The 14,805-nt window shown below is 52.3% G+C and carries 12 protein-coding genes; 7 read left to right on the top strand and 5 right to left on the bottom strand.

Translation table 11 applies throughout. The features are described from left to right. The first annotated feature begins 12 nt into the window (after positions 1–12). A complete protein-coding gene (locus HF324_RS00345) occupies positions 13–786 on the top strand; it encodes a DUF8832 domain-containing protein (protein ID WP_168861723.1) in 774 nt (257 codons plus the stop codon). Positions 787–858: 72 nt separating this feature from the next. Here the strand turns inward: HF324_RS00345 and HF324_RS00340 are convergent, their stop codons facing one another. From HF324_RS00340 to HF324_RS00330, 3 genes are all read right to left on the bottom strand, one after another. Beyond that, entirely contained in the window at positions 859–2,310 is a 1,452-nt protein-coding gene (locus tag HF324_RS00340; RefSeq protein ID WP_168808345.1) for a Gfo/Idh/MocA family protein, read from the bottom strand. Between the two features lie 142 nt (positions 2,311–2,452). Continuing rightward, positions 2,453–3,139, bottom strand: a complete 687-nt coding sequence (locus HF324_RS00335) for a gluconate 2-dehydrogenase subunit 3 family protein (RefSeq protein WP_168808343.1) — start codon at positions 3,137–3,139, stop codon at positions 2,453–2,455. 108 nt (positions 3,140–3,247) lie between these two features. Further along, positions 3,248–4,987 carry a GMC family oxidoreductase gene (locus HF324_RS00330; RefSeq protein ID WP_168808341.1) on the bottom strand — a complete coding sequence of 580 codons (1,740 nt, stop codon included), beginning with the start codon at positions 4,985–4,987 and terminating at the stop codon, positions 3,248–3,250. Positions 4,988–5,070: 83 nt separating this feature from the next. Here HF324_RS00330 and HF324_RS00325 point away from each other — a divergent pair, with 83 nt between their 5' ends. Beyond that, complete coding sequence (locus tag HF324_RS00325; protein WP_168861722.1) at positions 5,071–6,531, top strand: gluconokinase; 1,461 nt, start codon at positions 5,071–5,073, stop codon at positions 6,529–6,531. A gap of 94 nt (positions 6,532–6,625) precedes the next feature. Here the strand turns inward: HF324_RS00325 and mutL are convergent, their stop codons facing one another. Further along, the gene (mutL, locus tag HF324_RS00320; RefSeq protein ID WP_168808336.1) at positions 6,626–8,527 is read right to left on the bottom strand and encodes a DNA mismatch repair endonuclease MutL; all 1,902 of its coding nucleotides are present in this window, start codon (positions 8,525–8,527) and stop codon (positions 6,626–6,628) included. A gap of 323 nt (positions 8,528–8,850) precedes the next feature. Between mutL and msrB the strand changes: the two genes are divergently transcribed. Further along, a complete protein-coding gene (gene msrB / locus HF324_RS00315) occupies positions 8,851–9,333 on the top strand; it encodes a peptide-methionine (R)-S-oxide reductase MsrB (protein WP_168808334.1) in 483 nt (160 codons plus the stop codon). Positions 9,334–9,419: 86 nt separating this feature from the next. Further along, a complete protein-coding gene (locus HF324_RS00310; protein ID WP_168861721.1) occupies positions 9,420–10,436 on the top strand; it encodes an SRPBCC family protein in 1,017 nt (338 codons plus the stop codon). 51 nt (positions 10,437–10,487) lie between these two features. On the opposite strand, the gene HF324_RS00305 is transcribed toward HF324_RS00310, so the two are convergent. Beyond that, the gene (locus tag HF324_RS00305) at positions 10,488–10,766 is read right to left on the bottom strand and encodes a YciI family protein (RefSeq protein ID WP_078669760.1); all 279 of its coding nucleotides are present in this window, start codon (positions 10,764–10,766) and stop codon (positions 10,488–10,490) included. Between the two features lie 228 nt (positions 10,767–10,994). Between HF324_RS00305 and HF324_RS00300 the strand changes: the two genes are divergently transcribed. The 3 genes from HF324_RS00300 to HF324_RS00290 all read left to right on the top strand — a co-directional run bounded on the left by HF324_RS00300 (position 10,995) and on the right by HF324_RS00290 (position 14,789). Next, on the top strand, positions 10,995–12,836 hold the full coding sequence (locus tag HF324_RS00300; RefSeq protein WP_168861720.1) for a DUF4836 family protein: 1,842 nt from the start codon (positions 10,995–10,997) through the stop codon (positions 12,834–12,836). A gap of 96 nt (positions 12,837–12,932) precedes the next feature. Beyond that, complete coding sequence (locus HF324_RS00295; protein WP_168808328.1) at positions 12,933–13,583, top strand: ATP-binding cassette domain-containing protein; 651 nt, start codon at positions 12,933–12,935, stop codon at positions 13,581–13,583. Positions 13,584–13,592: 9 nt separating this feature from the next. Next, on the top strand, positions 13,593–14,789 hold the full coding sequence (locus tag HF324_RS00290; RefSeq protein ID WP_168808326.1) for a transporter: 1,197 nt from the start codon (positions 13,593–13,595) through the stop codon (positions 14,787–14,789). Positions 14,790–14,805: the final 16 nt, after the last annotated feature.

Below are 14,805 nucleotides of genomic sequence, written 5' to 3'. Positions count from 1 at the left end.
AATCTTATGGAAATGAATCACCATCACCAAGGACATCACGGACAACCGTCACCTATAGCCATGAAACTGATCGCCGGCGGCGGCGCTATTGTAACCGGGAAAAATACCAGGTTGGTATTCAGGCCGGTGAACAGCAACCACCCTGAAGCTTCCGTTCCGCTAAGCGTACAGCACGAAGCAGCATTTCACCTGATCATCGTCAATGACCAACTGACTTCCTTTGAGCACCTGCATCCCCAACACGATGCCGATGGTCACTATTTCATAGACGTTACTTTTAACCAACCTGGCAAATACCTCGTTTATGCCGATTATCAGGCCGAAGGATATGCGCCGCAAACGGACCGGCTTACACTGGAGGTAGAAGGCGGGGAACAACCGGCGCCGGGCGAAACGAACGAAAAGCGCTCTGCGGATACTGACGGATTGCACCTTGCTATCGCTGCCACGGCTCCTTTTGTTGCAGGAGCGGAAAGCCATATTCCGGTTGCCATCACAAAAGACGGAAAGGCATTGAATGCTGCAGATATTAACCCGTACCTGGGCGCTGTGGCGCACATCATTATGATCGGCCGGGAAGACAAGGATTTTCTGCATATCCATCCTATGTCAGACAGCCGGTTCCCCATCATCGGCCATACCGTGTTTCCGAAGGCAGACATTTACCGGATGTGGATACAGTTTAAAACAGAAGGGGTGTTACATACGGCCAGCTTTACGATACAGGTAGGCAACGCTGCTGCCGAAGTTGCAACAGGTCATGCTCACCATCATCATCACCATTAGACGTTAATCACAACAGGAATGCAAAAGGGTGCCCACTGGGCACCCTTTTTATTTGGATCAAATATCTCAGGATTATACGCCGAGCGACCAGCCGTCGCGATAGGTGCGTTTTACGAACTGGTTGGCTTCGTCGAAGTTGGTGATCTTCATGTTTGCGCCATCCCAGAGCAGTTTGATGTAGCGGCCCGGGTAGTCGTAGCCTTTACCGGAAGCTTTCGCCTTGCGGATATCGAAGCTGCGGATAGCGAGGTTGGCCATCAGTACTGTTTCTGTCAGCGGACCGGCGATGTCGAACGGAGAGCTGAGTGTTTTGGCCAGCTTGCTGTTGTAGCCGGCGATGGCTGCATTTACCCATTGCACGTAGTGTCCTTCCGGTACGCGGGCAATTGTTTGCGGCACGTTTGCTTCGGCGGTGCGGGAAGTAGGCAGCAGTTTGGGGTACATACCATAGGTACCGCACATCATTTTGCCTTTATCGCCGATGAAGATGGCGCCGTTGCCACCGTCGCCCATCACTTCGTTCGGGCCCAGTTCTTCCGGACGTTCCGGCTGAATACCGCCGTCCATCCAGTGCAGTGTCACTTCCTTGCCGTTTTTACCGGGGAATTTCATGATCACATGGGAAGAAGGAGGGCAGCTTTCCGGGAAGTAGCCGCGGGTGAATTCACCTACGTAAACGCTGCCTACGCTGCATTCTACGGAAGTGGGGTATCCGAGGCCCAGTACGCGGAAAGGTGGTTCAATGATATGACAGCCCATGTCGCCGATGGCGCCGGTGCCGTAGTCCCACCATCCGCGCCAGTTGAACGGCACGAGGTTGTCGACATAATCTTTTTTAGGCGCGGTGCCCAGCCAGAGGTCCCAGTTCAGTTCTTTGGGAACTTCTGCTTTACCGGTAGGCCATGCAATGCCCTGCGGCCAAACAGGACGGTCAGTCCAGCAGTATACGGTATGTACGTCGCCGATCAGTCCGGCGTTGTACCATTCCATCAGCTGGCGCACACCGTCGCCGGAAGCGCCCTGGTTACCCATCTGGCTTACCACCTTATGTTTCTGGGCGCCCTGCGTGAGCATACGCGCTTCATAGATATCATGTGTCAGTGGCTTCTGCACATATACGTGTTTCTTCAGCTGCATAGCGCCCATGGCGGCTACGGCGTGCGTGTGGTCCGGGGTGGACACAGAAACCGCATCGAAGTTTTTGTGCTCTTTATCGAACATCTCCCGGAAGTCGGTGTAGAACTTCGCTTTCGGGAATTTCTTAACGGCGTCGGCCGCACGACGGGTATCTACGTCGCAGAGATAGGCGATATCAGCAGGGCCTGCAGCAAATCCGGTAAGGTCGCTGTAGCCTTTGCCGCCAACACCGATGCCGGCCACACGCAGACGGTCGCTAGGTGCGGTATAACCTCTACCCAGTACATGACGTGGAACGATCATAAATCCCGCCGCGGCAAGGGCGCCGTTCCTCAGGAATGATCTGCGGGACACCTGGTTGTTCCCGCTCTTTTTTTCTGGAACCATGAGTGATATTCGTTTTTAGGTACTTATTAATTGCTTGATAATGATGAATCGCGGATCGCAGGAGCGAAGATAAAAGGCGAAACCAGTTTTTCTATGCCCGCTTATCAATTGACGCTCCGGATTTATCATTCATAACGTTTATTTAATCCCAGGTCATGATCTTGCCTCTGTCTTCTATCTTGAGGCAGGTGGCCAGGGTTTTTTCGTCGTAAGCATAGCCGTATTGTTTCAGTACGTCCGCCGGTACGCCGTCCCATTCGTTGGGGGTGTTACCCACATAACCGAGGTCTTTGATACCGATTTTGCTGGTGAAGAAGCCGGTGGCGGTCAGGCTGCGCATACGGTTGAAGAAGGCCACGCCCTGGCTGTTTTCAGGTGCTGCCTTTTCCGGGTATGCGATCAGGTCTACCACGGCTATCCGTTGTTCGGGGCTGCACTCCGCAAAGGATTTATTATAACGTTTGGCGCACTGGACATCCAGCCAGCGAAGGCCGCCGCGCATGGGCAGCTTGTGTTCGGGTATATCTTTTACGATAAACTCAATGAACTCGGGCACTTTAGCGTCGGAGGCGCTGCCGGAATGTTCATCTGCCGGTATAATGATATCTGCCAGGATGGTGATGGTTTTCATTTCTTCCGCGGTGAAGAATTTCTCTTCCATCAGTCCTTTGTCCCGCAGGGCTTCGTCCGGCGTGCGTCCGTAGCCCGGGGTGTTGCCCGCTTTGGTTTCACCGGTGGTTTTTTTGTCCTCACAGCCGGTGGCGGATAAGATGGTGCCTACAGATAAAGTTCCCAGCGCCAGGGCTTTAAGGGATTCTCTTCTATCCATTTGGGTATTTTTTTATTGGGTTATTTGGTTATTTACCTGGTGCTTTCGTTGTTAAGCCACTCGCTTAGGTCATTAAATAAATAATCAAATAAATAAATAGCTAAATAATTAAAGGTTTTGTTTTTTCAACTGGTCCACGATATAATCTGATGCGCGCCAGGCGAGGGCGAGGATGGTCCAGGTCGGGTTTTTGTCCGCCTGCGACACAAAGGCGCCGCCGTCTACCACGAACAGGTTTTTAACCTCGTGTGACTGGTTGAATTTGTTGAGCACGGAAGTAGCCGGGTTGTCGCCCATACGGGTGGTGCCCACTTCGTGGATGATACGGCCGGGGTTTTCCAGTCCGTACATGGTGTCTGCACCGGGTTTGGTACCGGAAGGGATACCGCCCATTTCAACGATCAGCTGTTCAAACGTGTCCTGCATGTGTTTGGCCTGTTTGATCTCGTGATCGCTCCAGGTGTAGTGGAAGCGCAGCACGGGGATACCGTATTTGTCCACCACGTTCGGATCTATCTCGCAGTAGTTATCTTCCCGGGCAATACATTCGCCCCTGCCGGCGAAACCGATATAGGCGCCATAATAACGGCGGTAATCGTCTTTCAGCGATGCGCCGTAGCCGCCGGCTGCTTTGGGTTTGCCGTCACGGCCGGGATACTTGCCGTTCATATTTTCGAGGCCAAAGCCGAAACCATAGGAAGGCATGTGCATGCCGCCGCCCAGTTCGATATGGTAACCACGGGCGAAATCCAGTTTTTTGTTGTCGGCCCACCAGGGTATGTATACGTGCATACCGCCTACACCGTCTTCATTATAGCGTTTGCGGTCCATGAGGGCGGGTACAAAGCCGCCACGGGATGAGCCGGTAGAGTCATGGAGATATTTACCGACAACGCCGCTGGAGTTGGCGAGGCCGTTAGGATGTTTGGCGGATTTGGAATTGAGCAGCAGCCGTGCCGATTCGCAGGCGCTGGCGGCGAGCACTACTACGCGGGCGTTGACAGCGTATTCCTGCATGTCGGATTTATCGACATAGGCTACTCCCGTGGCTTTGCCGCTGGAGTCGGTGAGTACTTCCCGTACCATGGCGCCGGTGTAAAGGTCTACATGACCGCTTTTCATGGCGGGTTTTACCAGTACGGAAGAGGAGGAGAAGTCGCCGTACACGGTACAGCCGCGGCTGCACTGGCTGCAGTAGAAGCATGGGCTGCGGTCTTTATTGACGGAGCGGGTGAGGATAGACAGGCGGGCGGGGATCACGGGGAGTCCCATTTTTTCGCCGGCGCGTTTTACCATCAGCTCGTGCAGCCTGGGTTTTGGAGGCGGCAGGAAGAAACCGTCCGGTTCATTGGGCAGGTTTTCCTTAGAGCCGAATACACCGATCAATTTATCTACTTTGTCATAATAAGGTGCTACGTCCTGGTAACTGATAGGCCAGTCGTCTCCCAGTCCGTCATAACTTTTATGTTTGAAATCGCGTTCTCCAAAACGAAGGGAAATACGGCCCCAGTGGTTGGTACGGCCTCCCAGCATGCGGGAGCGGAACCAGTCGAATTCTGTCCCGTTCTTTTTCGTATATGGTTCACCGTCGATCTCCCATCCGCCGTAGGCGGCATCAAAATCGCCGAAAGGGCGGGTAGTGCTGGCACCTCTTCTGGGAGATTCATAGGGCCATTTCAATTGAGTCGCCTGCTCCGGGTCTGCCGGATCGTATTTTGGCCCCGCTTCCAGGAGCGCTACTTTAAGCCCGGCCTCTGATAATATTTTGGCTGTCATGCCGCCGCCGGCGCCAGATCCAACAATACAAACATCATAAAGCTTAGCCTGTTTTTTAATTTCAAAAGCCATCTGCGTGGAAATTTTTAGACTTTATTTAAAGAACACCGGTTTTAAATCTATAAATTAAATGCGTAAAAAGTTGTCTTTTTTTTATGAGTGAGCAGACACCCTACATCATCGGCGCAGATATTGGTACCAGTAGTGCTAAAACGATTGGGCTTGGGCTTCAAAACGGAGCGGTGGTGGGCGTATTTCAACAGGCCTATGCCACCCGTTACCCGCAGCCGGGATATGCGGAGCAAGACCCGCTGCTGTTGCTGGATGCGGTAAAAAAAGGTATCCGTGAGGTGGTGTCCCGGGCGGGGCGTCCGCCGGCGGCCATCTCCTTCAGCAGCGCCATGCACAGCATCATGGCGGTAGACGGCAGTGGTCAGGCGCTTACGCCGTTGATCCTCTGGGCCGACAACCGCAGCGAGCCGCAGGCGCAGGCCCTGCGGGACACGGAAGCGGGGAAAAGACTGTACCGGCAAACCGGCACCCCGGTACATGCCATGTCGCCCCTCTGTAAGTTGCGCTGGATGCGGGAACAGCAACCGGAACTTTTTGCCCGGGCGACCATGTTCCCGGGTATCAAGGAATATATCATTCATCATTTTTTCGGGAGATATTACAGCGATCATAGTATTGCTTCCGCTACCGGGCTGTTTGACATCGCCGGGCTGCGGTGGAGCCGGGAAGCGCTGGACTATGCCGGTATTACGGCCGCGCAGCTGCCGGAGCCGGTACCGGCCACTTTCCGGCTGCCGCCCCTACTGCCCGCAGTGGCGGCGGAACTGGGCATACCGGCAAATACGCCTTTCATCATCGGCGGGAGCGACGGGTGCCTGGCCCAGCTGGGCAGCCGCGCACTGGACCCGGGCCATGCCACCATCACCATCGGCACCAGTGGTGCCGTACGCATGGCTTCCTCCCGGCCGCAGACAGACGCCCACGGCCGCCTGTTTACCTACCTGCTGACTGACGACGTGTATATCACCGGCGGCGCCACCAACAATGGCGGCGCGCTGCTGCAATGGCTGGTGCGCGATTTCCTGCGGATGCCGCTGACAGCCCTGCAGCCGCTGGTGGAAGAGGCGCTGCAAACGGACACCGGCCCTCTGTTATGCCTGCCTTACCTCCTCGGGGAGCGGGCGCCCATCTGGAACAGCCACGCTACTGCGGCTTTTGTGGGCATACAGCCCGGGCATACCGCGGCTCATTTTATGAGGGCCTTGCTGGAGGGGATCTGTTTTACGCTGCTGAGTATCCGCCGGGCGCTGACGGAAACTGCCGGACCGGTACGCCGGATATCCGTCAGCGGCGGGTTTACCGCCACCCCGGGATGGATACAGCTGCTCGCCGATATTTTCGGACAGGAAATGACGCTCGACCAGCAGGCCGACGCCTCGGCGCTGGGTGCTATTGTATTGGCTGCCAATGTGTTGCAGCTACCGTTTGAAACAGGGGAGGGAACGGTGGCGACGGTTTTTCCGCCAGATAAAGGAAAATATGAAGGGTATCAGCAAAAATACAGGCGGTTCCTGCGGCTGTATGAGGCGGTAAAGGAGATTTAGCCATTGGGTTATTTTGATATTTGGTTATTGGGAAGCCCCTCAACCAACGGGTTCCTAAATAACCAAATATCAAAATAATCAAATATCAAAATGATCAGTTGCCTCTTTCGAACATCCGCGCCAGGTCGGTGAGTTTGAACGAGATGAAGGTGAACTTGCCGCTGGGCGCCACATTGGGCATGCTGCAGGCGAAGAGTTCATCGATCATGTTCTGCATTTCACGGGCGGACAGGATTTTGCCGGCTGGGATGGCGTTGTTGCGCGCCATGGAGCGTACCAGTTGTTCGCGGCGGTTGATTTTAAGCTCGCTGAAGTTCTTAAACTGTTCGAGGAGCCCTTCGATCGTCGCCTGGTCGTTGCCGGACTGCATATCGGCAGGGGTGCCTCTTACAATGAAGGTATGGTTGCCGAAAGGTTCCAGTTCATAGCCCAGCGCCTGTAGTTCGGGCAGCATCTCGCTGATCAGCACGGCGTCTGCGGGAGGCAGCTGCAGTGTCTGGGGGAAGAGGCTTTGCTGGGTGGCCATCGGCGTTTCTTCGAGGGCGCGCTGGTAGCGCTCGAACAGGATCCGTTCGTGGGCAGCCTGCTGGTCTATCAGGATGAAGCCTGATTTTATCTGTGACAGGATGAACTGCTGGTGCACCTGTACCGGCACTTTCTGGTCGGTGGCGGTGTCCTGCCAGCGTTCGTCGATCACGGAAGCCGTAGCATGGGGCTGGCTCTCGTAGGTTACGGCCGGCCGGGTTTCCGGCTCTACGGTGTAGGAGCTGATGGTGTACCCTTCGGTTTCCGGCGTATTTTTATTGCTTTCGTACAGGTCTTTCCAGTGCTTCAGATTGCTGCTGTTGCTGCTTTTGTCAATCATATGGGCCTGGTTGGCCTGTGTAAAGGATTTATAGAGGGGGGAATGGGTGTATTCCTCCTGTTGTTGTTTGGTGAAAGGTTTGCTCACCGCGTCCAGGGCCTGTATGCTGGGGTCCAGGTCGAAATCGAGCGTGGCAGTCACATTGAACTGTGCCAGCGCATGCTTCACGGTTGCCTGTACGAAGGCGTACATTACTTTTTCGTCGTCGAACTTGATTTCCTGTTTGGTAGGGTGCACGTTGATGTCCACATGTTCGGGGTTGACATCAATAAACAGGACGTACAGCGGGTAGCTGTCGGCCGGGATGATATCTGCGAAAGCGCTCATCACTGCGTGGTGCAGGTAGGGGCTTTTGATATACCGGTTGTTGACGAAGAAGAACTGGTCGCCCCTGGTTTTTTTGGCTGTTTCCGGTTTACCGACAAAACCGTAAACGTTCATATAGTCGGTACTTTCCTTGACATTGACCAGGCGGGCGTTGTAATGTTGCCCCAGGATAGCGATGATCCGCTGTTTCAGGGAGCCTTTATCGAGATGGAACAGTTGCTGGTTGTTGCTGGTGAGCGAGAACTGCAGTTGGGGAAAGGCCATGGCCACCCTGATAAACTCGTCCACAATATGTCGCATTTCTGCCGCGTTACTCTTGAGGAAGTTGCGGCGGGCGGGCACATTGAAAAAGAGGTTTTTCATGGCGATGCTGGTACCTTCCGCGGTTTGGCAGGGTTCCTGCTTTTTGATCACGCTGTTGTCTATTTCCACATAGGAACCAACGTCAGTCCCTTTTTTCCGGCTTTTGAGCTCTACCTGGGAAACGGCCGCGATCGAAGCGAGGGCTTCTCCTCTGAAACCCATGGTCCGGATCTGGAAGAGGTCATCTATGGATTGTATCTTGGAGGTGGCATGGCGTTCAAAGCACATACGGGCATCTGTTTCGCTCATACCGCCACCGTTATCGATTACCTGCACCAGTTCTTTGCCTGCGTCTTTTATGATCAGCTGAATCTCGGTCGCCCCGGCATCCACGGCATTTTCCAGTAATTCTTTTACCGCTGATGCCGGTCTTTGTATCACTTCGCCTGCAGCTATCTGGTTCGCTATATTGTCTGGTAATAAATTGATGATGTCCGCCACTTAACTAGCCTTTTGGCGTAAAGTTAATAATTTATACGCAGTTGCTCGCGGGTGATTATCAGACTGTTTGAAACATTTAAGCAGGGGATTTGTGAAATACCGGGTTGATTTGCAGGAAATAACAATCCATTAAGCCACTTCATACGTAATTTATTATTAGAAAAAATATCTATCAGGCCAACAGAGAAAAATACAATGATAGTGTTAATGACCCGTTAACGGAAACAAAACGCTATACATGAACCTGCAGAATCTGATAATTTTGAGCATCTTATTAGTCACCAACTGAACAGACCCTCGCTAAAAGCGACAAAAAGAAATCAATGGAAGAAGGAAAAAAGAAGGGAGACGTTTACTCCCATTCGGATACAAGTAAGGTTAACTTAACGGATGACGAATGGAAAAAGATCTTACCGCCGGAAGTTTACAATATCGCCAGAGAAAAAGGAACAGAATGGGCATTTACCGGCAAATACTGGAATAGCAATGAAAAAGGAACCTACTACTGTGCTGCCTGTGGCCATCCGCTTTTTGTATCCAATGCCAAATTTGAGAGTAGCTGTGGCTGGCCCAGCTTTTTTGAGCCGGTAGCCAAAGCCAGCGTTATCTATGCCCCCGACAACAGTCACGGCATGCACCGCACCGAAGTATTGTGCGGCCGCTGCAGGTCTCACCTCGGGCATGTTTTTGATGACGGACCGCCGCCAACAGGGCTCCGCTACTGTATCAACTCTGTGATCCTGGACTTTGAACAGGCCACAGAAGCCGACAAGCAATATTCAGAAAAAAGAAAGGAAAAAGAATAACCCGAACCGTTTATCATTGATGCCAACACCTCCGGCGGGAGCACGATAAAAAAGCGTATTTTTATTGTAATCAATTCCCCGGAGTTATGAAAGTCTTAAAAGCACTTGCCTGGATTGTAGGTATTCTCTTGCTTGTACTGATTATACTCATTTTTGCTGCCCCTACCCAAATGCACGTGGAACGTTCGGTGGAGATCAATGCACCGGCATCTGTCGTGTGGAATGATATTGTCCGGTTCGAGAAGTTCAACCAATGGAATACCTGGAAAATGATGGATTCCACCGCGGAATACACCATCACCGGAGATGACGGTACTGTGGGGGCCGTAAGTTCCTGGAAAGGCGAGAAGATAGGAGAGGGCAAACTTCAGCATCTCTCGCTCGATCCTTATAAGTCCGTTCAACAGAAACTGACATTTATTTCTCCGTTCCGTTCTGAGTCGGACGTGTACTTCCAGCTCTCGGAGGCTGCCGGCAAAACCAGGGTGGTATGGGGCTTCGACGCCCATTACGACCGCCCGCAGAATGTGATGGCCCTTTTTATGAAAGGTGCACTGGAAGAAGACTTTGCTAAAGGGCTCAGCAACCTTAAAAGTATGGCAGAGGCCGATAAGAACGGGCCCGGGACCCCCAACGGAATCAATGTCACCGTGCGGGAAATGGATTATCCGGCCACCACTTACGCTGCCGTCCGGAAAACAGTGCCTTTCAAAGGCATCTCCGATTATTACCGGACCAACCTGGAGCGCATCTACAAAGCGGCCACAACCGCAAAGCTCCAGCCGGGTGTGCCCTGTGGCCTTTTTTACACCTGGGATGAAAGAAAACGGGAAACAGACATGGCAGCTGCCATACCGGTGCCGGAAGGGAGCACCCTGGGCCCTGGCTTCGAAATCATCACACTGCCTGCCGCCCAGGCCGCCTATGTGGACTACTACGGACCTTACGATAAAATCGCCAATGCCCACGTAGCGATCCAGCAGTTCATAGAAAAAAAGGGTAAAAAAGTAATTCCGCCCACCATGGAGATGTATGTAACAGATCCGGGCAAAGAGAAGGATAGCAGCAAATGGCTGACGAAGGTCATTTACTTTATGCAGTAAGCATCAGCCCCAACGGAAAGAAATAAACGAAAGCCGGCAAAAAAGGAAAGACTATCTGGCGGAAGCGGTGGCGTAGGCGGTAGGTTCAAATTCTATGATCTCGTACATGGCCAGCTGGTTTCTCTCCAGCGGATCTTCACTCATGATCTGCTCCACTTCCTTACGGCTCGAAGCCTGGCAAAGGATCAGCGCCCCGGATTTGGGCTTTCGCCTGCCCGACAGGATGAATTTACCATTGTCATAATATTTTTGCAGGAACGCTGTATGCGCTTCCATAAAGTGCTCTACCGCCGCTACCGGTCGGATGTACTGTAGGAGAATCAGGAACATAAAGGTTTTTCGATGGTTTTAGATGTTTGTTTCATAGTAAGTAACAAAGGTATTAACTATAATGATCCCAAAATATTGTATGTGGCATAGTTGTCCCAAAAAAATAGAGACATATAAGCTACAAAAATATGCGTACTTTCGCACCACCGAAATACCACGATTGTGGGAATGTACTGGTCAAATGGTCGGTATCCCTACCATAGTCAATTATTAACTCTTATATCTTTTATGAAAAGAACAATTTCCAAAGTTTTGTTAACCGCTGTAACTGCAGCGGTAGTGCTGTCGTCCTGCTCCACCAAGGTACCGGAAGAAAGTAAACACATCCCCAAAACAGCCGGCGTAGTGATTGACCTGAACGCCAAAGAAATTACCCAGAAACTGGCTACCAACGGACTCACCATGGACAAGCTGTTCTCTGCCGTGCAGTCCAAAGACACGTCCAGTGAAGCGATGAAAGCCTGGAAAGATGCCGAAAATTCCGGTGTCGACCTGAAAGGCCACTTCTTTGTGTCCTTCATTTTCCCGGGCCAGGGTAACACTACCAAATCCTACATCAGCGCCACCGCCAGCCTCGCTGACGCCGACAAGTTTGAAGCCTTCCTGAAAAAAAGTGAGAAAAACTTCTCCCTGAAATCCGGCAGCGACTTCAAATACATCGTGGAAGAAGAAAGCAAAGGCGTGGTTGCCTGGAACAAAGGCACTGTCATTTTCCTGACGGCCATCCCTGATGGTATTGATAAATATGCTCCGGCTGGTACCCCCGGTCTGCCAGGCGCAGACGGCGACTCTGAAGAGGTACAGGTAGACAGCGCCGCCACCGCTACCCCGGTAGCCCTTGTTACTGCGGAAGAAGAAGCGGAAACCAAAGTGCTGGTTGCAGAGGTAGATCACCTTTTCCACCTGAAAAAAGACGAAAGCGCCGGTACGCTCGAACCATTCGCCAAAATGCTGAAGGAAAATGCCGATATGAGCATCTTCATCAACCCGGAAGCGATCTACAACAGCGGTATGCTCACCATGATCCCGGCCAACTTCAAAAAACTGATGGAAGGCACCTATTACACCGGTACCTCCACCTTTGAAAAAGGCAGGATCGTAGCTAACGGCAACTACTACATGGGTAAAGAAATTGCCAGCATCTACAAAAAATACGGTAACAAGGAAATCGACCTGGATATGCTGAAGAAGTATCCTTCCCAGAATATCACCGGCTTCACTTCCTACGCTTTCGACTTCCACATGGTGGGCGAAATCGTTAAATCTACCGGTATGGACGGCATCGTTAACATGTTCCTGGCTAAATCCGGCCTGTCCATGGACGATATCCTGAACGCTTTCGAAGGCCAGTTCACCTATGTGGTGTCCGACATGGCCGTTGAGAAGAAAGAGTCCAAATACTACCCCGGCGAATTCCACGAAGAACTTACTTCCAAATGGATCTTCAACCTGAAAGTAGGCAACAAGGAGGCATTCAATAAAGTAATGACTTCCCCGATGCTGAAAGAAATGTTCACCAAGGAAGGCGACCGCTACGTATACGCCAATTCTAATATGGCCGCTATGGGCATGCCTGCCGTATCTATCACCGAGAAATTCATCACCGTAGGCTCCGACAGCGTACTGCTGCAGGACTACCTGGCGGGTAAAGGCAGCATCAAACTGCCGGAAGGCATCGAAAGCAAAATCAAAGGCAGCATGATGGGTGGCTACGCAGACCTGGAAAAGGTTATCGGCGCTATCCCGGAAGATAAAGCTGACAGCGATGAAGAAAAAGGTCTTCTCCGGAAACTGAAAGGCCTGCTGAAAGACGTTACCATGGTCGTTAAAAATACCAGCGGCGACGTTTCCAAATCTGAAATCATCCTCAACTTCAAAAACAAGGATGAAAACAGCCTGGTACAGCTGGTTAACTTCGGCACTGAAGCTGCCAAAGTAATGGAGGCTAAAAAAGCAAGACAGAAAGCTATGGAAGACAGCCTGTTTGCCGCCCCGGCAGACGCAGCAGCAGATGCAACGATGGATGCTGCCAACGCCGCCCCCGCTGTTGACAGCGCTGTTGCACACTAATCGGCGATTTACCTTTCAAATATTTATACAGGCCGGAGCAACTAAGCTGCTCCGGCCCTTTTTATTTATATTGGGATCTGTTAATCAGCTCGGCATATGCAAATTCAGATACAACACCTGCTGCCCATCCCCCTGAAGGACAAGCTGCTACAGCGCTCCTCGGGCATCTGGAACCAGGATGTCACCTTCAGCCCCGGCAGCTTTGTGAAAATAAAAGCCCCCTCCGGCACGGGGAAAACAACCCTTGTGCACTATCTCTACCATATCCGTTACGACTATACGGGCACGGTGCTGGTCGATAACCGGCCATGGCCCGCTTATAATAAAAATGAACTGGCCGCCATGCGGCAGCAACAGATCAGTATCATCTTCCAGGACCTGCGGCTGTTTGAACAGCTCACCGCCGTCGAAAACATCGACCTCAAAAGGGTGATGCTGCCCAACCCGTACTGCTCCCCGGAAAAAATCAGGGAAATGGCCGCCCGCCTCAATGTGACGCATGTACTGCAACAAAGCAGCAAAACACTGTCGTACGGCGAACGGCAACGCATCGCCATTATCCGGGCGCTGTCGCAGCCCTTCCGGTGGCTGCTGATGGACGAACCCTTCAGCCACCTCGACGAGGAAAATACCCGCCGTGCCGCCAGCCTCATCGCAGAGGAATGTAAAGCCCGCAACGCCGGGTTTATTTTAACCGACCTGGATGATGACCAGCATTTTTCCTACGATGTTCATTACCAGCTTTAATGTTTTTCCATGCGCCCGTTTTTTGAACTGCTAAAAAAGATAATTCACACCGGCATTGGCAAAAGCCGCTTCCTGATGGCCTCCGTGGGCCTCGGCATCGCTATGCTGCTGATACTGGTGGCCATACAGGTACACTCCAACTTCAACCAACTGCTGTACAGCGCTAAAAACCAGAACGAGACGGCCGACTTCCTGGTGATCAACAAAAAAATCACCAACGCCATCATGGGACAAAGCGGTAAAAGCGCCTTCACCCCGGAAGAAACAGACCGGATCAAAGCCCAGCCCTTCGTGCAGTCGTTCGGGTTAATCACTTCCAGCCGGTTTAAAGTGGTGGTGCAGGCCCCCGGGGACCTGCATTTTGCTACGGACATGTTCTTCGAATCGGTGCCCGACAGCTTCCTGGACGTAAAAGACGACGACTGGAAATGGAGCGCCGGCGACCGTACCATTCCCATTATCCTCCCCAGCGACTTCCTCAACCTGTATAACTTCGGGTTTTCGCTCAGCCAGGACCTGCCGCAGATTTCGCAGGAAACTGTCAAGGCGCTGCCCCTCCAGGTGGTTATCTCCAATAACATCACCCAGGAACCATTTATTGGGCATGTGGTGGGCTTCTCAGACAGGATTTCGTCCTTCCTGGTGCCTGCTTCCTTTATGTCCTGGGCCAATGACAAATACGGCACCACCCGCGAAGCGCCTGTGTCCCGCGTGATCATCAAAACGCCGGACCCGTCTAACCCCACGCTGGTGAAGTTCCTGGACGATAATGGCTATACGACCAACCTCGACAAGCTCAAATTCAGTAAAACACGCCTGATCGTACAGACCATTGTATCCGTGATCGGCTTCTTCGGGCTGATACTACTGCTGTTTGCGATGCTTGTATTCAGTATGTTCATCCAGCTGATCATTGCTTCCTGCAAGCGGGAAATACAATTGCTGGTCATGCTGGGCACGGCTCCCCGCCAGCTGAAAAGATACCTGCTGAAACAGTTTGTACCGCTGTATATTATCATCGGGATAGTATGTTTACTGCTGCTGGCCGCATTGCAGTATATGACCGCCGCGGTGCTGGCCAAACATGACATGGTGGTGAGTGCATGGCCCGGCCCCGGCGTAGTTGCCGGAACGGTGCTGGTACTCGGGTTGGTATATATCGTTAACCTGCTGACGGTCAACCGCTACGTCAATAAAGAATCCTGATTACTATCATCTAAAA

Origin of the sequence: Chitinophaga oryzae, from assembly GCF_012516375.2 — a bacterium.
In the GTDB taxonomy this organism is placed as follows: Bacteria; Bacteroidota; Bacteroidia; order Chitinophagales; family Chitinophagaceae; genus Chitinophaga; species Chitinophaga oryzae.
The sequence above is the reverse complement of the archived record's forward strand: the minus strand, read 5'-3'. Positions and strand labels throughout refer to the sequence as shown.

What these genes read in the sequence shown, in the direction of transcription:
- HF324_RS00345 (WP_168861723.1), top strand. Translation starts at nt 13, where the DNA reads ATGAATCACCATCACCAAGGACATCACGGACAACCGTCACCTATAGCC.
- HF324_RS00340 (WP_168808345.1), bottom strand. Translation starts at nt 2,310, where the DNA reads ATGGTTCCAGAAAAAAAGAGCGGGAACAACCAGGTGTCCCGCAGATCA.
- HF324_RS00335 (WP_168808343.1), bottom strand. Translation starts at nt 3,139, where the DNA reads ATGGATAGAAGAGAATCCCTTAAAGCCCTGGCGCTGGGAACTTTATCT.
- HF324_RS00330 (WP_168808341.1), bottom strand. Translation starts at nt 4,987, where the DNA reads ATGGCTTTTGAAATTAAAAAACAGGCTAAGCTTTATGATGTTTGTATT.
- HF324_RS00325 (WP_168861722.1), top strand. Translation starts at nt 5,071, where the DNA reads ATGAGTGAGCAGACACCCTACATCATCGGCGCAGATATTGGTACCAGT.
- msrB (WP_168808334.1), top strand. Translation starts at nt 8,851, where the DNA reads ATGGAAGAAGGAAAAAAGAAGGGAGACGTTTACTCCCATTCGGATACA.
- HF324_RS00310 (WP_168861721.1), top strand. Translation starts at nt 9,420, where the DNA reads ATGAAAGTCTTAAAAGCACTTGCCTGGATTGTAGGTATTCTCTTGCTT.
- HF324_RS00305 (WP_078669760.1), bottom strand. Translation starts at nt 10,766, where the DNA reads ATGTTCCTGATTCTCCTACAGTACATCCGACCGGTAGCGGCGGTAGAG.
- HF324_RS00300 (WP_168861720.1), top strand. Translation starts at nt 10,995, where the DNA reads ATGAAAAGAACAATTTCCAAAGTTTTGTTAACCGCTGTAACTGCAGCG.
- HF324_RS00295 (WP_168808328.1), top strand. Translation starts at nt 12,933, where the DNA reads ATGCAAATTCAGATACAACACCTGCTGCCCATCCCCCTGAAGGACAAG.
- HF324_RS00290 (WP_168808326.1), top strand. Translation starts at nt 13,593, where the DNA reads ATGCGCCCGTTTTTTGAACTGCTAAAAAAGATAATTCACACCGGCATT.